This is a genomic window from Bifidobacterium thermacidophilum subsp. thermacidophilum DSM 15837 (assembly GCF_000426425.1).
In the GTDB taxonomy this organism is placed as follows: Bacteria; Actinomycetota; Actinomycetes; order Actinomycetales; family Bifidobacteriaceae; genus Bifidobacterium; species Bifidobacterium thermacidophilum.
The window spans coordinates 42,970-63,990 of the sequence record NZ_AUFI01000013.1; the positions used below are offsets into that span (position 1 = coordinate 42,970).

Annotated in this window: 16 protein-coding genes; all 16 read left to right on the forward strand. The window is 62.0% G+C overall.

Annotated features, from left to right (window positions below):
• Window positions 1–3 precede the first annotated feature (3 nt).
• The 16 genes from pheT to K315_RS0108445 all read left to right on the forward strand — a co-directional run bounded on the left by pheT (window position 4) and on the right by K315_RS0108445 (window position 20,888).
• Window positions 4–2,616 (forward strand): phenylalanine--tRNA ligase subunit beta, encoded by a 2,613-nt coding sequence (gene pheT / locus K315_RS0108370; protein WP_029577044.1) that lies wholly within the window; start codon window positions 4–6, stop codon window positions 2,614–2,616.
• Between the two features lie 196 nt (window positions 2,617–2,812).
• Complete coding sequence (locus K315_RS0108375) at window positions 2,813–3,610, forward strand: hypothetical protein (RefSeq protein WP_029577045.1); 798 nt, start codon at window positions 2,813–2,815, stop codon at window positions 3,608–3,610.
• Window positions 3,611–3,758: 148 nt separating this feature from the next.
• Window positions 3,759–4,853: an N-acetyl-gamma-glutamyl-phosphate reductase gene (argC, locus tag K315_RS0108380; RefSeq protein WP_029577046.1), complete on the forward strand. Its 1,095-nt coding sequence runs from the start codon at window positions 3,759–3,761 to the stop codon at window positions 4,851–4,853.
• Window positions 4,850–6,019: a bifunctional glutamate N-acetyltransferase/amino-acid acetyltransferase ArgJ gene (argJ, locus tag K315_RS0108385; protein WP_029577047.1), complete on the forward strand. Its 1,170-nt coding sequence runs from the start codon at window positions 4,850–4,852 to the stop codon at window positions 6,017–6,019. The genes argC and argJ overlap by 4 nt, the downstream gene beginning before the upstream one ends.
• A gap of 71 nt (window positions 6,020–6,090) precedes the next feature.
• Window positions 6,091–7,044 carry an acetylglutamate kinase gene (argB, locus tag K315_RS0108390; protein WP_029577048.1) on the forward strand — a complete coding sequence of 318 codons (954 nt, stop codon included), beginning with the start codon at window positions 6,091–6,093 and terminating at the stop codon, window positions 7,042–7,044.
• Window positions 7,034–8,332: an acetylornithine transaminase gene (locus K315_RS0108395; RefSeq protein ID WP_029577049.1), complete on the forward strand. Its 1,299-nt coding sequence runs from the start codon at window positions 7,034–7,036 to the stop codon at window positions 8,330–8,332. The genes argB and K315_RS0108395 overlap by 11 nt, the downstream gene beginning before the upstream one ends.
• 131 nt (window positions 8,333–8,463) lie before the next feature.
• Window positions 8,464–9,429 (forward strand): ornithine carbamoyltransferase, encoded by a 966-nt coding sequence (gene argF / locus K315_RS0108400; protein WP_029577050.1) that lies wholly within the window; start codon window positions 8,464–8,466, stop codon window positions 9,427–9,429.
• Window positions 9,430–9,443: 14 nt separating this feature from the next.
• Window positions 9,444–9,962 (forward strand): arginine repressor, encoded by a 519-nt coding sequence (argR, locus tag K315_RS0108405; protein WP_029577051.1) that lies wholly within the window; start codon window positions 9,444–9,446, stop codon window positions 9,960–9,962.
• Window positions 9,963–10,229: 267 nt separating this feature from the next.
• Window positions 10,230–11,468 carry an argininosuccinate synthase gene (locus K315_RS0108410; RefSeq protein ID WP_029577052.1) on the forward strand — a complete coding sequence of 413 codons (1,239 nt, stop codon included), beginning with the start codon at window positions 10,230–10,232 and terminating at the stop codon, window positions 11,466–11,468.
• Between the two features lie 231 nt (window positions 11,469–11,699).
• Complete coding sequence (gene argH, locus K315_RS0108415) at window positions 11,700–13,202, forward strand: argininosuccinate lyase (RefSeq protein ID WP_029577053.1); 1,503 nt, start codon at window positions 11,700–11,702, stop codon at window positions 13,200–13,202.
• A gap of 1 nt (window position 13,203) precedes the next feature.
• Window positions 13,204–13,728: an HD domain-containing protein gene (locus tag K315_RS0108420; protein ID WP_029577054.1), complete on the forward strand. Its 525-nt coding sequence runs from the start codon at window positions 13,204–13,206 to the stop codon at window positions 13,726–13,728.
• On the forward strand, window positions 13,728–14,543 hold the full coding sequence (locus K315_RS0108425; RefSeq protein ID WP_029577055.1) for a putative ABC transporter permease: 816 nt from the start codon (window positions 13,728–13,730) through the stop codon (window positions 14,541–14,543). Before K315_RS0108420 ends, K315_RS0108425 begins: the two co-directional genes overlap by 1 nt.
• Before the next feature lie 227 nt (window positions 14,544–14,770).
• Window positions 14,771–16,138: an atrophin-1 family protein gene (locus K315_RS0108430; RefSeq protein ID WP_029577056.1), complete on the forward strand. Its 1,368-nt coding sequence runs from the start codon at window positions 14,771–14,773 to the stop codon at window positions 16,136–16,138.
• A 141-nt stretch (window positions 16,139–16,279) separates the two neighbouring features.
• On the forward strand, window positions 16,280–17,605 hold the full coding sequence (tyrS, locus tag K315_RS0108435) for a tyrosine--tRNA ligase (protein ID WP_029577057.1): 1,326 nt from the start codon (window positions 16,280–16,282) through the stop codon (window positions 17,603–17,605).
• A 152-nt stretch (window positions 17,606–17,757) separates the two neighbouring features.
• Window positions 17,758–19,857 (forward strand): tetratricopeptide repeat protein, encoded by a 2,100-nt coding sequence (locus tag K315_RS0108440; RefSeq protein WP_029577058.1) that lies wholly within the window; start codon window positions 17,758–17,760, stop codon window positions 19,855–19,857.
• A complete protein-coding gene (locus K315_RS0108445) occupies window positions 19,854–20,888 on the forward strand; it encodes an HAD-IIA family hydrolase (protein ID WP_029577059.1) in 1,035 nt (344 codons plus the stop codon). Before K315_RS0108440 ends, K315_RS0108445 begins: the two co-directional genes overlap by 4 nt.
• Window positions 20,889–21,021 lie beyond the last annotated feature (133 nt).

Here is a 21,021-nt window from a genome sequence, read left to right on the forward strand (position 1 = left end):
CCCATGCCTATGGTTGATATTGACTGGCTCAAGGAACACGTCGAGGTTCCCCAGGGCCTGACCTACGAACAGCTTGCCAAGGACCTTGTCAAGGTCGGTCTCGAAGAGGAACAGATCCATGCTTCCCAGGTGACCGGTCCGATTGTGGTTGGCTATGTGGTGGATGCCACGCCGGAACCGCAGAAGAACGGCAAGACCATCAACTGGTGCCATGTGGATGTCGGCGACAAGTACAATGCCGTTGACGAGAACGGCAACAAGGTGCCGCGCGGCATCGTGTGCGGAGCGCCGAATATGGCCGCCGGCGAGAAGGTCGTCGTCACGCTGCCCGGTGCCGTACTGCCCGGTGATTTCCGTATCGAACCGCGCAAGACCTACGGGCATATGTCCGACGGCATGTGCGCTTCCGAACGCGAACTCGGACTCGGCGACAACCACGACGGTATCATCCTGCTGCGCAATTACGGCTTCACGCCTGACGAGTATGAGGCGCTCAAGCCCGGCGACGACGCGATGCACCTGCTGCATCTGGACCAGCCGATTCTCGAGATCAACATCACTCCAGATCGCGGGTACACGCTTTCCTACCGTGGTGTGGCGCGTGAATATCATCATTCCACCGGTGCGAAGTTCACCGATCCGGTGATTGAGCTCAACGAGAAGGCACCGGATCTGACCGCTGTGGCGGCCGGCACCCCGTCCGACATCGAAGTGTCCATCGAAGACGACAACCCGATTCACGGTGTCCCCGGTTGCGACCGCTATTATGCTCGTGCGGTGCGCAATTTCGACCCGTCCTCGCATACGCCGAACTGGATGCGTCGCCGTCTGATCCGTTCGGGCGTGCGGTCCATATCGCTCGCTGTGGACGTCACCAACTACGTGATGCTTGACTTGGGCCAGCCGATGCACGCCTACGATTTGGACAAGATCGAAGGCCCGATCGTTGTGCGCCGCGCCAAGGCGGGCGAGAAGCTTACCACGCTCGACGGCAAGGATCATGACCTGAGCCCGGAGGACCTGCTGATCACGGATTCGCCGAACGGCCAGCACGGTTCACGCATCCTCGGCATCGCCGGCGTGATGGGCGGCCTGTATGGCGAAGTGACCGCCGAAACGAAGAACGTGCTGTTGGAATCCGCGCATTTCGACCAGGTCACCATCGCGCGTTCGGCCCGTCGCCACAAGATTCCTTCCGAGGCGTCGAAGCGTTTCGAACGCGGCGTGGACTTCGCATTGCAGCCGGCAGCCGCGCAGATGGCAGCCGAACTGATGACCAAGTACGGCAACGGTGAGCCGTCTGAGCATCCTACCGACGTGAACAACACGCCTGCGCGTCGTCGTCCTATCCACTTCAAGGCCGACGAGGTTCGTCGCGTCGCAGGCCTTGATACTCCGGTCAACAAGATCAGCGATATCCTCACCGATATCGGCTGCATGGTCGCCGGCGGCGGCAATGGCGAATTCTCCGTCACCCCGCCGACGTGGCGTCCTGATTTGAACGAGCCGTGCGATTTGGTCGAGGAAGTCGCCCGTCTGGTCGGCTACGACCAAATTCCGACCACCGTGCCGCCGGCCCCCGTATCCGGTGCTGTCGGTCTGACCCCTGACCAGCGTCATCGCCGTGAGGTGGCCAACGAGCTCGCCGAATACGGTATGGTCGAGACGCTGAGCTACCCGTTCGTCGGCGACGCCGACTACAAGGCGTTCTCCTATGACGCCGACGCGGTCAAGCCCGTCAGCGTGGAAATCGCGAACCCGCTCGCCGGAGACCGTCCGTTCCTGCGCCGCGAAGTCCTGCCGACCTTGGCCCACACCGTGCAGCGCAATCTGCGTCGCGGCATTGAGAACGTCAGCCTGTATGAAATCGGGCATGTGTACCTGTGGGATCCGAACGCCCCCGCTATCCCGGCGCTCCCCGGCGGCGTCAAGCCGACCGACGAACAACTCAAGGCGTTGGACGCAGGTCTGCCGGACCAGCCGCTTCACGTGGCTGGCATCCTTGCCGGCAAGGCTGAGGAAACCGGCTGGCTGGGCGTGCATCGTGACGTCGATTGGTCTGACGCGGTCGAGGCCGTGCAGCGGATCAGCGACCGTCTGGGCGCGCATCTGACGTTGTCGCAGCCGGCGGCCGCCGATGTTCCTGCCCAATGGCATCCGGGCCGCGCCGCCAAGGTGATGGCCGGTGAAACCGAGGTTGGCATGGTCGGCGAGCTGCATCCGCACGTCAACGATGCGCTCGAATTCCCGGCGCATACCGCCGCTTTCGAGCTCAATCTGACTGCGCTGTTCGGCACACTTGATGGCAAGCCCGTGCAGGCCAAGCCGATTTCAACCTTCCCGCCGGTCAAGCAGGACCTTGCGTTCACCGTCCCGGATACGGTGAGCGCCGCTCAGCTTGAAGCCGTGATCCGCAAGGCGGCAGGCGACCAGCTTGAATCCATCCAGCTGTTCGACGTATTCACCGGCGATCAGCTCGGCGAAGGCAAGAAGTCGCTTGCGTTCTCGGTGGTCTTCCGCTCCGCGGACAAGACCTTCGACTCACAAGACAGCGTTACGGTCCGTAAGGCCGTCACCGACGCCGCCGCTGAGCTTGGCGCGCAATTGCGTGCATAATCGGCGGTTACGCTGACAAGGGTGCTATCGTGGTGTGCGCAAGCGGCGCACACCCGGATGCCCATTGATTCTGCCGGCTCCCGGATTGGGCGCCGGCAGATGTGTATTCAGGCTGTCCGGCCTTGTGACCGGGCGGCGTACAGGCCGGACAACGGCAGCCGCGGTGCGTGACATCGCGCGGCAACGAGGAGGAACCATGAGCGAAGCCGATTGTCCCGGACAGACGGCATCTGAACCGCAGCAGACCACGGGCGAGAGCGCCGGTTCTGCGCAGTCCGCACAGACAAGCCGGTCCGGAGCACCGGAATACGGTGCCATGCGCAGTCAGTTCCCCGCCGATTACAATCCTTACCAGTTCGGCCGCGACGATGACGACAGCGGTAAGAACAAGCGTCAGGACGCCAATTCTTCTCCTGCGGGGCAACAGGGGGGCAACACCCAGCCGGCAATGCCGTGGGCGGGCGCGCCGCAGCAAGGGCAATGGCCGGGGAGCAACCAACCGCAAGGCCCGTCCCAGCAGTATCCGTCTGGGCAATACACCCAGCCGGGACCGCAGAATCCGAACCAGCCATACGGGCCGTATCCGTACAGACCGCAAGGTGTGTGGCCGCAACAAGGCAGGAACGGTACGCCGTTGCCGGGCCAACCCGGTTATCAGCCACGGTATTTCAACGGTATCGATGTCAACGACCCCGCTTCCAATCCGTTGTACGGGCGCTGGGACAGTTCGGCCATCGTGTCGTTCGTGTTCGCGCTCATGGGCTTGCCTATCCTTCCGGCGATTCTTGGGGCCGTCTCGATCTGGCGTGACAAGACCTTCCATATGAAAGGCCGAGGATTCGCCATCGCCGCCGTCATCATCGACGTGATTATCACTGTGGTGTGGGTGTGGATGCTGGTCAAAGGCATCACCTCCGCCGATTTGTACCAGATGATCGGCAACCAGCTGTATGGCGGCGGATCGGGAAGCGGAACGGATTCGCTGAGCGCCTGACCGCGCCTGACCGCGCGTGCGCGGCGGGCCGTGGTGTTGCCTGAGTTTTGCGCGCGACACACCCATGCATAGTTATACATGGTTCTGTATAGATATGCTATACTGGCGGTATTGATATGCAGCCATCATGCATGGGAAGTGATGTGAAATGGCAAAATACACCGTCGCGGTGGCGGGAGCCACCGGGTATGCAGGCGGGGAGGCGTTGCGCATTTTGGCGGCGCACCGCGATTTCGAGGTGACGTGCGTCGCAGGTCATTCTTCGGTGGGAGACCGACTGGGCAAGCATATGCCGCACATCCCGCAGCTTGCGGATTTGACGGTGCAGGACACCACCCCGGAAGTACTCAATGGGCATGATGTCATCGTGCTTGCCCTGCCGCACGGCGCTTCCGGCGCTTTGGCCGCCAAGCTCGACCCGCAGTCCATCGTTGTCGACTTGGGTGCGGACCACCGTCTCGAAGAGCGGGACGCTTGGGATGCTTTCTATGGCGGTGATTTCTACGAGCACTGGACGTACGGCATGCCCGAGCTCATCACCGGCAAGAGCGCTGACGGCACGTACACCCGTCAACGTGCCGCGTTGCCCGGTGCTAAGCGCATCGCCGGCCCGGGGTGCAATGTCACCGCGACTACATTCGCGTTGCAGCCCGGTATCGCCGAAGGGCTGATCGAGCATACCGGCATCGTCGCCGACCTCGCCGTCGGGTATTCGGGTGCCGGCAAGAACCTCAAACGCACCAACCTGCTGGCTGCTGAAGCCTTCGGTTCCGCGGTGCCTTATGGCGTCGGCGGCACCCATCGGCATATTCCCGAAATCCTGCAGAACTTCGCCCATGCCGCCGGTTTGCAGGCGGCGCAGGCATCGCGGTTCTCTCTGTCGTTCACCCCGGTGCTGGTGCCGATGGCGCGTGGCATCCTCGCTACGGTGAGCGCGCCGATGACCGACGCCGCCCGTAATCTGAGCGACGACCAGTTGCATGCGGTCTGGGAACAGGCATACGCAGGGCAGGATTTCGTCACTGTGTTGCCGCAGGGTACGCTTCCGGCCACAGGCAATGTCGTCGGCTCGAACGCGGCGCATGTTCAGGTCGTCGCCGACCGGCATGCAGGCAGAATCATCGCCTTTGCCGCAATCGACAACCTCAACAGGGGAACCGCCGGGCAGGCGGTCGAATCGCTGAACATCGCCTTGGGGCTTCCCGAGGACCAAGGTCTGACCAAGATTGGAGTGGCACCATGAGTGTAACGTTCGCACAAGGATTCTCCGCCGCCGGAGTCGCCGCCGGTATCTCCGCGAAGGCGGGCAAGCTTGATCTTGCCTTCGTGGTCAACAACGGCCCGCTTGACGCGGCGGCTGGCGTATTCACCTCCAACCGATTCTGCGCCGCCCCGGTACAGTGGTCGCGCAAAGCTGTGGCCGACGGCCATCTCAAGGCTGTGGTGCTCAATTCCGGCGGGGCCAACGCCTGCACCGGGCAGCCCGGGTTCGAACAGTCCCAAGCCACCGCGCATGAGGCGGCAGGCCTGCTCGGCGTCGAAGACGGCAAGGTCGCGGTATGTTCGACCGGCTTGATCGGCGAGCTGCTGCCGTTGGACCGCGTCCTGTCCGGAGTGCAAAGCGCTTACGCGGGGCTTGATTCCGGCGAACAGGGCGGAAGCGACGCCGCGCACGCAATCATGACCACCGACACCAAGCCGAAAACCGTGGCGTTGGAAGGCAACGGATACCGCATCGGCGGCATGGTCAAGGGCTCCGGCATGATCGCCCCACAGCTGGCTACGATGCTCTGTGTCATCACCACTGACGCCGTCGTCACCCCGGGTGCCATGCAGGCCGCGTTGTCCGCAGGCACCTCAGTGACCTTCAACCGCATTGACACCGACGGCTGCATGTCCACTAACGACACCGTGCTGCTGCTCGCATCAGGCGCTTCCGGCGTGGAGCCGGGCCCTGACGAATTCAACGATCTCGTCCGTCAGGCATGCGCATCCCTCGCCCGCCAGATCGTAGGCGACGGTGAAGGCGCCAGCCACGACATCCGGATCAGCATCCACGGGGCAACCAGTGAAGACGCGGCGCTAGCCTGCGGGCGTGCCATCGCTGCATCGAACCTGTTCAAATGCGCGGTCAGCGGCAACGACCCGAACTGGGGCCGCATCCTCAGCTCGCTGGGCACGGTTCCGCCTAGTGTCGCACCATTCGACCCAACGCATGTTGATGTCGACGTCAACGGCGTGCGCATCTGCCAAGGAGGCGGCACGGGGCGTGATCGCTCCGAGGTCGATATGACCCCGCGCGAAGTGGGGGTGGACGTCTACCTCAACGCCGGCGAGGCCGAAGCGACCGTGTGGACCGACGACCTGACCCATGAATACGTACACATCAACGCCGATTACGAGAGCTGATCGGCAAAGGTCGCTTACGAGGCTATGCCTGTCACAGACACGCAAGCGATTACACATACAGAAAGAACGGCATGAGTGATTTGAAAGGTCCGGGATACCACCTGGACGTACACACCGATTTGCGGGCGGACCAGAAAGCTGAAGTGCTGATCGAAGCGCTTCCTTGGCTCGAGGAGTTCGCCGGGCAGCGGATCGTCATCAAATACGGCGGCAACGCCATGGTCGACGAACATCTCAAACAGTGCTTCGCCCAAGACATGGTGTTTCTGCGTCAAGTGGGCATGCATCCCGTCGTCGTCCACGGCGGCGGCCCACAGATTTCCAAGATGCTCAAGGCGCTCGGCATCAAATCCGAGTTCAAGGGCGGTCTACGTGTCACTTCACCTGAGGCGATGGACGTCGTGCGTATGGTGCTCACCGGCAAGGTCTCCCGCGAACTGGTCGGCTACATCAACTCCCACGGTCCGATGGCCGTAGGCCTGTCAGGCGAGGACGGCGGCCTGTTTTCCGCCATGAAGCGCCAGCCTATCATCGACGGCAAACCCACCGATATCGGGCTCGTCGGTGATGTGGTCAGCGTCGACGCCTCCGCTGTTGAGGATCTGATTTCCGCTGGTCGCATCCCTGTCGTGTCCTCGGTCGCGCCAGACGAAGAAGACGCCACCCAGGTGCTCAACGTGAACGCAGACTCAGCGGCCGCTGCCCTCGCCTCCGCGCTTGGCGCCCGCAAACTGGTGATTCTCACCGATGTTGACGGCCTGTACGCGGATTGGCCGGACCGCAACTCTCTGATTGGCCGCATCGGCGTCGAAAACCTGCGCGACATGCTGCCCGATCTGGAAACCGGCATGCGGCCCAAGATGGAGGCATGCGTGCGCGCCATCGACGGGGGAGTACCCCAGGCGCACATCATCGACGGGCGCAAACCACATTCGATTCTGAACGAGATATTCACCACCGCAGGCGTCGGCACCATGGTCGTGCCCGAAGATGGTGTGGAAATGAGGAGTTCCTATGACGACTGACGGACAGCTCGAGCAACTCGGGACCAAAGACAAAGCGTGGCTCGGCAAATACTCGCAAGTGCACATGAACGTGTTCGGCACTCCGCTGCGCGTCATGGATCACGGCAAGGGCACGCGCATCTGGGATATCGACGGCAATGAATACCTTGATTTCCTCGCAGGTATCGCGGTTAACTCGCTCGGTTACGCCCATCCGGCGTGGGTAAAGGCCGTCAGCGAGCAGGCGGACAAAGTCGCCCACACCAGCAACTATTTCGCAACCGAACCGCAGATCGAACTCGCGGCGAAACTGGTCAAGCTCGCCGGAGCCCCTGAAGGGTCCCACGTCTATTTCGGCAATTCGGGCGCCGAAGGCAATGAGGCCGCCATCAAGCTTGCCAAGCTCTATGGTCGCACACTTCCGGGTGCCCTGCCTGAACAGGGCGGAAAACCCGCGCGTATCATCTCCATGGTCCACGGTTTCCACGGGCGCACTCTGGGCGCGCTGAGCGCCACCTGGAAGCCCGTGATCCGCGAGCCGTTCGAACCGCTCGTCCCGGCGGTCGAATTCGTCGAACCAGGCGACGTCGAAGCGCTCAAGGCCGCATTCGACGCGACAGGAACCGCAGCTGAAGGCAAAGGCCCGGTCGCCGCGGTCATCATGGAACTCATCCAAGGCGAAGCCGGCGTCATGCCGGTCGGCGCCGAGTATGTACGCCAGGCGCGGCAGCTGTGCGACGAGCATCACGCGTTGCTCATCATCGACGAAGTACAGACCGGCATCGGACGTACCGGCAGCTGGTTCGCCTTCCAACAGAAGGAACTCTCCGGTGGCGTGACCCCGGATATCATCACCTTCGCCAAAGGTGTGGCGGGAGGCTTCCCGATGGGCGGCATGATCGCCTTCGGGCAGCGGTTGTCCGACCTGTTCACTCCCGGATCGCACGGATCCACCTTCGCAGGCAACCCGCTCGGGGCCGCGGCTGCGCTCGCCACCTTGGGCGTAATCGAGCATGATGATCTGCTCGCCAACGCCCAGGCGCGAGGCAAGCAGCTGCGCGAAGACATCATGGCCACCGGCAATCCGCTGTTCAAGTCAACGCGCGGCGCCGGTCTGCTGGATGCGGTCGAGCTGGCACACCCGTGCGCCCATGCGGCGATGAACTGGATGCTTGAACACGGGCTGATCGTCAACGCCGTCGCCCCGAATGCGCTGCGCATCGCACCCCCGCTGATCGTCTCCGCGCAGGATGTAAATGAGGCCGTATCGATTATGGCCGGCGTGCCGGCGGATCTCGCCGACGACTGACGTCACGGCCTTCGTAGCCGCTACGACCGATGTGCAACCGGTTCGCGACCGGTGCAAAGGCGACGCCCGAGTTGGACGTGCCGGAGAGACAGTACAGACCAAAGAGAACCAAAGAGAATGGAGTACACCGTATGGATGGGCAGTTGCGCCACATGCTTCGCGATGATGACGTCAATCATGACGAGCAGAAGCAGATCATCGCACTTGGATTGAAATTCCGTGAAAACCGCTTCTACAAGCGGCCGTTCGAAGGGCCGCAGGGTGTCGCCGTGCTGTTCGACAAGCCCAGCACCCGCACCCGTTCGAGCTTCTCAATCGGCGTGGCGGAACTCGGTGGATATCCGCTGGTCATTGACAAGTCCGGCTCCCAGCTGGGCCGAGGCGAGCCGGTCGCCGACACTGCGCGCGTACTCACCCGTATGGCCTACGGCATCGTCTGGCGCACCTTCGGGCAGGAACGCGTCGAGGAGATGGCCAAATATGCGACCGTCCCCGTCGTCAACGCGCTGACCGACCAGTTCCACCCCTGCCAGGTGCTCGCCGACTTCATGACCATCGCCCAGTTCCGCGGCGGTGTCGATGCGCTTGTCGGGCAGACCATCGCCTACCTGGGGGATGCGGCCAACAATATGGCCAACTCCTATCTGCTCGCTGGCGCGACTGCGGGTATGAACGTCCGCATCGCTGGGCCTTACGGCTATCTGCCTGAGCAGAGCATTGTGGATGACGCCAAGCGCATCGCGGCCGAAAACGGCGGGTCCATCCTTGTGACCACCGATCCGCGCGAGGCAGTCGAAGGCGCCGACTGCGTGTTCACGGACACCTGGGTGTCTATGGGCGAAGAAGCCGAGTATGAGAAGCGTTCCAAGCCGTTCTGGGATTACCAGGTCAACGACGAACTGATGAAGCTCGCCAAGCCGGACGCCCTGTTCCAGCACTGCCTGCCCGCGTACCGCGGCAAGGAGGTCACCGCATCGGTGATCGATGGCCCGCAGTCCGTGGTCTGGGACGAAGCCGAAAACCGCCTGCACGCCCAGAAGGCTTTGCTCACCTGGCTGACTGGCCAGCTGCGCGGCGACGAAAGCCTGCTCGCCTAAGCTGCGTGGACGCTATGGAAGACAAGAAAACGCCGTTGCAACGGCCTGCGACACGGGCGGCTCGTCTCAGCGCGATCGAGGAGATGCTGCTGCATCACATCGTCACGTCCCAATCCCAACTCTCCGACATGCTGTCGGATGAGGGAATAGACGTCACCCAGGCGACGCTCAGCCGAGATCTCGAGGAGATCAACGCGACCAAAACACGTCTCGAGAACGGGACAGTCGCCTACGTGTTGGGGTACGGGCAGTCGACGACTCCGAAATCGGCGCAGCAGCAGATGTCGCGTATTCTGTCCGGACTGGTCACTTCCGTGGCGTCGGCGCGCAATCTTGCGGTGATACATACGCCTTCGGGGGCGGCCCAGTATGTGGCCAGTGTCATGGACCGCCAATCACTGGACGATGTGCTCGGCACAATCGCCGGCGATGACACCGTGCTCATCATCTGCAAGGACGACCAATCGGCAGCCGCGCGCGCCAAATGGCTGCTGAGCATCGCCTCCTCCAACAGCCAGCAGAGCACTGACTGATTCTGTGTGCCACGCCCGGTGGACTGTCACCACAATGACAATCCGCCGGGCGTACCTTTTTCTGCGTACCTTTTTCTGCGCGGGTTTGGTCATCGCGGCTCGTTTCGGCAAGTGGGCGGTTTGTATGCAAATCCTGTCCACAGACGGGTCCGCGCGCGGTCCGATCCGAAAAACGACACGCGGAACACCGCTTAATGCATACTTATGCATAGGTCTGTATATAATTACAGTATCGACATGCAAGAACTCCAATCAGAAAGGGCAGTCATGAGCGACAACAAGCGCATCGTCTTGGCGTATTCTGGAGGCCTCGACACCTCCGTGGCAATCCCGTACCTCAAGGAACGCACCGGCAAAGACGTCGTTGCCGTGTCCCTCGACGTCGGCCAAGGCGGCGAAAGCCTCGAGACCATCAAGCAACGTGCACTCGCCTGCGGCGCGGTCGAAGCATATGTCGTGGACGCCCGTGAGGAGTTCGCCGACGAATACTGCATGCTCGCCCTCAAGGCGAACGCCATGTACGAAGGCGTCTATCCGCTCGTTTCCGCCATCTCCCGTCCGCTGATCACCAAGCATCTGGTGCGTGCGGCCCACCAGTTCGGTGCCGACACCATTTCGCATGGCTGCACCGGCAAGGGCAACGACCAGGTCCGTTTCGAGGTCTCCATCCAGTCGATTGACCCGACGCTCAAGGCCATCAGCCCGATTCGTGATCTGTCCCTGACCCGCAACGTCGAAATCCAGTTCGCCAAGGACCACAAGCTGCCGATTACCCAGACCGAGAAGAGCCCGTACTCCATCGACCAGAACGTGTGGGGCCGTGCCATCGAGACCGGCTTCCTCGAAGATCCGTGGAACGCCCCGACTAAGGACTGCTACTCCTACACCGACGACCCGGCGTTCCCGCCGGTCGAGGACGAGGTGGTCATCGAATTCAAGCAGGGCGTCCCCGTCAAGATCGACGGCAAGGAAGTCACCCCGCTGCAGGCCATCGAGGAAATGAACCGTCGCGCCGGCGCGCAGGGCATCGGCCGTATCGACCTGATCGAGGATCGTCTCGTGGGCATCAAGTCTCGCGAACTGTATGAAGCTCCGGGCGCTGTCGCGCTCATCACCGCGCATCAGGAACTCGAGAACTGCTGCCTCGAACGTGAGCAGCACCGCATCAAGCGCGATATCGACAAGCGCTGGGCGGAGCTCGTCTACGATGCCCAGTGGTTCTCCCCGGCGGTCCATTCGCTCAACGCCTTCATCGAGGACACCCAGAAGTACGTGTCCGGCGAAATCCGCATGACCCTGCACGGCGGCCGCGCGGTCGTGACCGGACGCCGCTCCGACAGCTCGCTGTACGACTACAACCTCGCCACCTACGATTCTGGTGACAGCTTCGACCAGCACGCGTCCAACGGCTTCATCGAGATCTACGGCCTGCCGAGCAAGGTTGCCGCCGCTCGTGACGTCAAGTTCGGCAACGGCATCGAAGTGCCGGAGAACACCGTCGAGTAACGCCAACCACGGCACGCGCAACCTGCGGCACAGGGTGTTGCGTGCGGGGAATGCATTGGGAAGGCCATGCCGGCACGCCGGTCCATGGCCTTCCCGGCATATCCGGCCGGTTTGACGAATCACCGGTGTAGGGTAAGACACAACAAGCCTGCGGAATACCGAGTCCGGCAACACTGCATCCGACAACGCCGAATCCGACAACCCAGACAACACAGAAAGACGCCAACGTCCATGGAACAGAACAACGAACAGGAACATTCGAACGCACCGGAACATTCAATCGCGCTGTGGGGAGGGCGATTCTCATCCGGTCCCTCGCCTGAGCTGGCGCGGCTGAGCAAATCGACCCAGTTCGACTGGCGGCTCGCCGACGACGACATCGCCGGTTCGCGCGCCCATGCACGCGCTCTCGGCCGTGCTGGACTGCTCACCAAGGACGAGCTCAATCGTATGGAGGCCGCGCTCGACCAGCTGCAACGTTCCGTCGATGACGGGTCGTTCGCACCCATCGAGGAAGACGAGGACGAGGCGACCGCGCTCGAACGAGGTCTGCTGGACATCGCCGGAGACGAGCTAGGCGGCAAACTGCGGTCAGGCCGGTCGCGCAACGACCAAATCGCCGCGCTTATCCGTATGTGGCTGCGCCGCCATGCCCGCTTCATCGCCGGGCAGGTCCTTGACGTCATCCAGGCGCTGATCGGCCAGGCCGAACAGGCGGGGGACACCGTTATGCCCGGACGCACCCATATGCAGCACGCCCAGCCCGTTCTGCTTGCCCATCAGCTCATGGCACACGCATGGCCGCTGCTGCGCGACGTGCAGCGCATGGTTGACTGGGACCGGCGTGCGGACGCCAGCCCGTACGGCTCCGGTGCGCTCGCCGGCAACACGCTCGGCCTTGACCCAGATGCAGTGGCACGCGAACTTGGTTTCAGCCGTGTCACCGAAAATTCGATCGACGGGACGGCAAGCCGCGACGTGGTTGCGGAATTCGCGTTCGTCGCCGCGATGGCCGGCATCGACCTGTCGCGTCTGAGCGAGGAAATCATTATCTGGAACACCCAGGAATTCGCCTTCGTTAAACTTGACGATGCCTATTCGACCGGCTCGTCGATCATGCCGCAGAAAAAGAACCCGGACATCGCTGAGCTCACCCGTGGCAAGTCCGGCAGGCTGATCGGCGACCTGACCGGTTTGCTCGCCACCCTGAAGGGCTTGCCGACCGCATATGCACGCGATTTGCAGGAAGACAAGGAAGCGGTGTTCGACCAAGTCGACACCCTTGAGGTCGTGCTGCCCGCATTCGCTGGCATGCTGCGCACCACGGTCTTCGACAAGGAACGCCTCGAGCAGGAGGCGCCGCGCGGTTTCGCGCTCGCCACGGATATCGCCGAATGGCTGGTGCGCAACGGTGTGCCGTTCCGCCACGCCCACGAGTTGTCCGGCGCGTGCGTCAAACTCGCCGAAGGCCGCGGCCAGGAACTGTGTGATTTGACCGATGACGATTTCATCAGCGTGTTCAGCGGTTTCCTGCCCGCAGACAAAGCCCCGCAAGTGCGTGAAGTCCTGTCCACCAAGGGGTCGGTCACGGCGCGTAACGGCCGTGGCGGCACTTCGCCGGCGCGGGTGCGCGAACAGATTCTCGCCGCGAAGAACCTCGCCGTCGAGCTTGGACATTTCGCCACATCGCGCAGTGACGGCAGCGCCTTCAAAGCCCCGGGTTCATTGGCCTGATATGCTCGACCGAATCCAGATCCAGCGCATCGTCGAGCGTCAGGGCGAGGAAATCATCCCGCATGAGCATATGCGCATCGAGCGTACCAGTTACCAGCATGGGTCGGTGACGACTTTCGCCCATTCCATCCGGGTCGCCTGCCTCAGCATCTGGCTGGCGGACCGGATGCATCTGTGGGACAGGGTCGATCAACGCGCACTGGTACGTTCAGCGCTGCTCCACGACTATTTCCTGTACGACTGGCATGAGTGGGACAACGGTACGCATCGTCTGCATGGTTTGACCCATGGGCAGACCGCGCTGCTCAACGCCTCCCGCGACTTCCAGCTCGGCGGCGTCGAACGTGACAGCATCGCGCGGCATATGTTCCCGCTGACGCCGATTCCGCCGAAATACCTCGAAGGGTACATCGTGTCACTCGCGGATAAGATCAGCGCCACTCGGGAGACCTTGTCGCCGACGCGATTCAAGCGCCGCAAACGATATGCCAGGCATTCCCGGCGCTCCCGGATGTCCCGTGCATGATGCTCGGCACACTCGAACGGCTGTTCCTGTGGTTCATCGGCTACAGCATCGCCGGGTGGACATACGAATCCATACTGGTGTCTGCTGCGAGCCGCCGCTGGGTGAACCGAGGCTTCCTCAATGGTCCACTCTGCCCAATATATGGAGTGGGAGCGGTGCTGGCCGTTTTGCTGCTTGGTGGCATCGCCAACCCGGTGGTCGTGTTCCTTGCGGCGGCTGGTGGCGCCAGCGTGCTCGAATACGTGACATCATGGGCGATGGAGCAACTGTTTCATGCGCGATGGTGGGATTACAGCCGTCGCCGGTTCAATATCCAAGGGCGGGTGTGCCTGCTGGGGGCCGTGGTGTTCGGCGCTGCAGGTGTGCTCATTGTCAAGGTGGCTCAGCCTGTGGTCGCGGGGCTGACGCAGGCGATTCCGCCTGCCGTGTTGCATGCGGTATGCGCTGTCTGCGCTGCCCTGCTCGTGGCGGATACTGTCGTGACAATCCGCGGTATGGCCTGTTTTGAGGAGAATCTCGACAAGCTCAAAGCCATGATTCAGGAATATGTCTCGCGGGCGGGGGAGAGTCTGCCCGTGTGGGACGGACCCACGTTGACGCGCCGAATGCGCGCCTGGTCGGAATCCTCCCAGGAGACGTTTACGCGGCTGCGCGACGCGGCGACGGGTGTGCTCAGCGCGCAGCAGCGTCGTATGATTGGCGCATTCCCGCATCTGACTTCCACCACATCCAGCATCTACGATTCACTCATCGAAACCGTTCGACACCTGATTGACCGCAACGGTGGCGATGCGACTGACGGCGACAATCGGTGAATATGCAAAATCGAACACGATGATGTGTGCGATTCGACGCGAATCTGTCAAAGCATGATGATAACTTGGTGAAAACTGGGAGAGCAGTGAGGCAAGGAATTTCCAAGGGAACCAGTCGGGCACACTTTGGAATCCTGTAAGAGAACGGGGAAACCATGGGTGGTTCTGTAACCGCGAGAGACAAGGAAACCGCCGCGTCAGAAGGATTCGTTCCAAGGGCCGCAGCCGTGCGTACAAGACGTGGCGCCGTCGCGGATTGCATGTTCAGACGGTTCATTCTGGTCTTCGCATTGTTGTGCGGCATGATTCTGCCCTTGGGCGGCTGCAGCGTCGATACCGGGACAAGCCCGGAGGACTTCTCGAAGGCGGCCCGGGAACACGGCATGACGGTCAAGGATTTGGGTGACTCGTGCTCGAATGCTGCGGACTTCTCCAGTGCTGATTTATCGCGTTTGCGCTCCGGTGAAATCACCTTCAACTCGTGCAGTTTGGCCACCGTCCCGAATAATGACGAAATCGCCGTGATCTATCTCGAGGCGCTGGACCCCATCGACGCGAAAAAGTCACTGTCCCGTTTCAACGACGATCTGAAATCCGATGCGACAGGGCTGACGAGTGTGCCCAACGGACTTGAATTCTCCGACCAAGGGTATTGGGGCGGCGTGTATGTCAAGCGGTATTCCATCCTCTTCGCCATGGCCAACAACGCGAACAAGGACCTGGCAAAGGAGTTCTCCCAGAGCATGGGCTACGGTGTCAAATCGATAGATTCCCATGATTTGGTCAGACCTGCCTGCTACGCGCTGGCCTTCGTCATCGGAGTGATTTCCTATGTGTGGAAGATGTTCCGCCAGAAGAGACAAGCAGCGCGGATGGCGAGACTGGCGTGGCAGCAGCAGGCGACCGCGCCCAGCATGCCGATGTCGACGGGGTCCGTCGCGATGCCGGTGATGCCGACGAACGCCATATTCGCCCCCAATGGCCCTGCCACCGGCGTTCCAGATGTGAATGTCCCCGCCACTAGCGTCCCTGGTGCCGGTGTCGGCATGCCGATGTCGCCGGATTTGTCGCAGACGCAGTTCGGCCCGTTCCAGCCGCAATATCCGGTACAGCCACAGTATACGGGGCAACAGCAGTTCCTGCCTCAGCCGCAGGCCGATGAACCGATGCGGGAGCAGTCGCAGAACGTCTATCAGCCGCAGACGTTCGAGCCGTTGCCGTTTGAACCGCAGTCGGCTGGGTCGCAATCGTCCGGGTCGCAACCTCTCGAACCGCAGTCGTTCGCCCCGCAATCGTCACAATCGCAACTCTTTACATCGCAGTCATTCGCCCCGCAATCTCCGGAGCCGCAGGCGTTCGAGCCCCAAACGTTCGAGCCGCAGGCCTTCTTCCCGCAGCCGAGCCCGGACCAGCAGTTGTCCGCATTGCAGTTTGGCCTCCCGTCCCAGGATGCCGGATCTGCCCCTGATGCCCCGCAGATGTTCCAGTCGCGGTCGTTCGAGCCGCAGTCGTTCACCGCTCAGCCATCTGGTATCCAGCCGGATGACGACCAGCCGCGATATCCTGGCCAGCCGCGATATCCCGAGCGGCAGTAGACGTGTCGGTTGGGCTCGGGCCGTGTCCGGCTGTCGGCATGAGCTGGCACAATAGATGAGATTGAGTGTGTCTGTGCGGCAGGGTCGCGGTACGTGCCGGTACAGCACACGGCACTGCATGACAACAACAGAGGGAGCATCATGGCCCAGGTAAGGAATTACAGGGATGCCGGCTTCTCCACACCTATGGAGGAGCTGGAGTGGCGCGGACTCATCAACCAATCCACCGACAAGGAACAGCTTGCGGCTGTTCTCAACGGGAATCCCATTTCTTACTATTGCGGCTTCGATCCGACGGCGCCATCGCTCCACATCGGCAATCTCGTGCAGCTCATCGTGATGCGTCACCTCCAGGCTGACGGGCATCAGCCCTATGCTCTGGTGGGCGGCGCCACCGGTCTGATCGGCGACCCGCGGCAAAGCGGCGAGCGTACGCTCAACCCCAAGGAGATTGTCTCTGGGTGGGTTGATCGTTTACGTACGCAGATTTCGCGTTTCCTTGATACCGAAGGCGACAACGGTGTGCGTTTCGTCAACAACTACGACTGGATCGCCAACATGTCGGTTATCGACTTCCTGCGCGATGTCGGCAAGAACTTCCGGCTCGGCACCATGCTCAGCAAAGAGACCGTCGCCCGTCGTCTCAACTCTGAAGAAGGCATCTCCTTCACTGAATTCAGCTATCAGGTGTTGCAAGGCAACGACTTCCTGTACCTGCACGACGAATACGGTGTGGTGCTTGAGACAGGTGGTGCCGACCAGTGGGGCAACCTCACGTCCGGCCTCGACCTGATCCGCAAGGTGCGGGGAACCTCCGTGAACGTGATGACCAGCCCGATCATCACGGATTCCCAGGGCAAGAAGTTCGGCAAGTCCGAAGGCAACGCCATGTGGCTGGACCCGACCATGCTGAGCCCGTACAAGTTCTACCAGTTCTGGTTCAACCAGCCCGACGACCAAGTTGTGAAACTGCTCAAGGTGTTCACCTTCCTGCCCAAGGACGAGATCGAACGTCTTGCAGGCGAGGTCGAAGCAAATCCTGGCGCCCGCGAAGCGCAGAAGACGCTTGCATGGGAGGTCACCAGCTATGTGCACGGTGAGGAAGCCACTCGGCAGGCCATTGACGCGGCGGCCGCGCTGTTCGGCCGTGGCGGCGATTTGCGGACCATAGGCGAAGACACACTGGAAGCCGCCATCGAGGGGCTGAAAGTCGACGACGGTGAAGGCGGCCGGACCTTCGCACAGGTCGCGGCAGGCGACCGTGTGGCTGAGGCGGGCGTGAAGGCTGGACTGTTCAAGTCGGTGTCCGAAGCCCGTAAAACCATCAAATCCGGTGGCGTATACATCAACAACCAGCGTGTCGAAGACCAGGATCAGCTGCTCGCCGAGGATGATTTCCTCCAGGGCGGCTACGCGCTGATCAGACGAGGAAAGAAGGCTCTGGGCGCGGTCCGGCGCGCGCAATGACACCGTCCCGGCATCTGCCGGGTACGCACAGGGACGGGTGAGTCCAATCACCCGCGGAGAACCGATAACGACAATTTCGGCAGACAACACACAGTATCAGAGCATTGGCGTCCTCATGACACCGGTGCATACGAAACACGGAAAGCAGACGTATGGCAGAAGAACATCACGGCAACGGCAAGCGCGGGGACGGAAAATCATTCGGATCTCGTCGTCCCGGATCCCGCGGCGGCAAGGGATTCAAGCCTCGCGGCAATGGAAAGGGACGGTCGTACGGCCACGGGCGTGGCGAGCGTGACGGTGAAGGGTACCATAAGGGCCCGCGCCGCGACGGGTATCGTAAGGATTTCCACCGTGACGGCGAGCGTCGTGGCGGATTCCACAAGGACGGCGAACACCGCGATGGCGAACGTCGCAACGACGGTGAGCGTCGTGGCGGATATTCCCGCGACGGGTATCGTAAGGATTTCCACCGCGACGGGGAGCATCGTGACGGTGAGCATCGCGGAGGCTTCCGCAAGGACTTCCACAAGGGAGGCTTCCATAAGGGCGGCTTCCACAAAGACGGCTACCGCAAGGACTTCCATCATGATGACCGCCGTGATGACCGTCGTGACGGTGATTCCCGTGAGCCGCGCGAGTATCGCGACCGTGACGGACAGCGTCGCGACGACCGCGGATATCGCGGCGACGGCAAGGATTACGGCAAGCGCGGCGGCTACGGCAACAAGAACTTCCATCGAGGCGACCGCAAGGGCGGATACGACCGTCCACGTCGTGACGGTGAGGATCGTCGGGAAGGCGGCAATCCACGCTATCGTCATGACGATCATCGCCGGCCGTTCGACGATCATCGCGGCGGCAAAGGTGAACGCCGTCCATGGCGCAACGACGACCGCAATGATCGCAACGACCGCAGGGACCAGCGCCATGATGATGCCGCCAAGCAGGGGGGTGAGGAGCGTCGCGAGTTCAACCGTGAAGAGCGCCAGCAGTGGCGTGAGCGCAAGCGTGAGGAGTATATGTCCAAGCCGCGGCGCAACTCGGACAGCACGGTGTCCTACCCGTCCCAGAATCCGTATACGGACCGTCGCCCGGGCGAACCGAAGATGCCCAAGGGCCTAACGTGGTCCATGCTCTCTTCCGACGAGCGTGAGCGTCTGCGCGGCCTGTCCAAGGAGCACGCCGAGAACGTCGGCCTGCATATTCTCGCCGCATACGCGCTTGAGCAGGACGATCCGCAAGCCGCTTTGGAACATGCCCAGTGGGCAGCTCATCAGGCGTCCCGCGTGGACTTCGCCCGCGAGGCCTTGGCCTTCGTTGCCTACCGTCAAGGCACGTACAAGCTGGCGTTGCGCGAGTTCCGCACCGCCTATCGTATGAACGGCTATCTTGATTATCTGCCGCTAATCGCGGATTGCGAGCGCGGCGTCGGCCACCCGAAGAAAGCCATCGAAATCGCGTTGTCTGACGAGGCGCGTGCACTGAGCGGCGAAGCGAAAGCCGAGATGTTCCTCGTGTACGCCGGTGCGCTGGGCGATCTGGAGCTTTGGGACAAGGCCATTGACATCGCCCATAAGCTTGGGCGTTCGCAGGGCCTGCCGGGCGCCTACCGCATGCGTGCCATCCAAGCTGAGCAGTATTTCCTCGAACAGGCCGGACGTGACGACGAGGCTGCGAAGCTTGACGATGTGCTTGACCGCCTTGAAGCCCAGTATGCTGAAGAGGACGAGGACGAGCAGTCCGCCGATGACATCGTCATCGACTACGATCTGGAGCATCTGCCGGAAGATCTGATGGAGGAGCTGGGTATTAGCGAGGACGATGCCCAGTATGCGCCCGAAGATCCCGAAAACGACGATGACGAGACTGAGTTGCCTGCCGAGGAGACCGAGGACGGCGTACAAGCCGACGAGGAACCCCAGCAGACGCAGGACGAAGCCGACGCGAACGCCGCGCAGGCCGATGCCGCCGATGGGCACGACGCGGAGCAGTCCGCTGATGATGGGCAGTCCGAAGCTGAGGCATCCGATGCCGAATCTGCCGATGAATCCGATGAGGCAGATGCAGGCGAAACGGGCGCGTCCTCTGATGCTGCGGATTCCGCGGATGTGACTGATGCCGCCGATACACCGGATGCACAGGCTGCGTCGGACACATCGGACGCGGATGATTCCGACGTCGAAGCGGCTGGCGAAGCGCCTGAATCCACTGACGAATCCACTGAAAACCCGGATGGCGAAGAGGCATGAGCAAGCTGCTTGGCGGCAGCGACAAGCCGCTCGCCGAAGCATACCGGCTCGCGCTGCTCGACCTTGACGGGGTCGTATATCGCGGCAAACTGCCTGTGGAACACGCGGCGGACAGCATCCGCCGCGCACAGGACGCCGGTATGACCGTCGAATACACGACCAACAACTCCTCGCGTTTCCAGCGCGTTGTGACCGACCAGTTGCGCGGTTTCGGGCTTGATGTCGAACCATGGCAGGTGATCACCTCGTCGGTGGTCGCTTCGCGTATGGTCGCACGCCATGTCCCCGCAGGCTCGCCCGTGCTGGTGCTCGGCGCGGATCATCTAGCTGAGGAGGTTGCGACCCAAGGATTGCAAGTCGTCCGGCGCGCCGAAGACCATCCAGTCGCGGTCATCCAAGGCTGGTACCCGCAGATGAACTGGGAGGAGATGGCGCAGGTCGCGTACGCCGTTGAACGGGGTGCACAATATTTCGTGACGAATCGCGATCTGACCATTCCGCGTGAACTTGGTGTCGCCCCCGGCTGCGGCTCGATGATTCAAGCGGTAATCAACGCCACCGGTGTCGAACCGATCGCATCGGCAGGCAAACCGGAATCGGCAATGTACGATGAAGCCAGACTGCTCGCCGCCCATGACGGCACCACACCCGTCGAACGGGAGCAATGCCTCGCCATCGGTGACCGCCTTGACACCGATATCGAGGCCGGCAACCGGGGCGGCTATGATTCGCTCGCCGTTTTGACAGGGGTGACTGACCCGCAACAGCTGCTGCACGCACCCGAACATCTGCGCCCGACGTATGTGGCGGCGGATTTGCGAGGACTGGTCGAGCCGATGCCCCAGCCGGTGCAGCAGACGGATGGCTCATGGCGGTGCGCCGGCGTCCTCGCACGCGTCGATGGCGGCGTATTGCGCATCGACGGCCCGCACGATATCAACGCGTTGCGTGCCGCCCTGTGCGCCGCATGGTCCTGCATGGATGCCTCGCTGCCTGTTGACACCTCAGACTTGAGGTTCGAGCTGGCATGAACGCGGACACCCTACGAATCCCCGGTGAAGGGCTGACATCGGCCAACGTCGGGGCACCGGTCGCGCACACTAAGTCTTCCGAGACTGACGCTGTCAATACAGGTGTTTCTGTCGTCGGCGTTTCTGACACCGC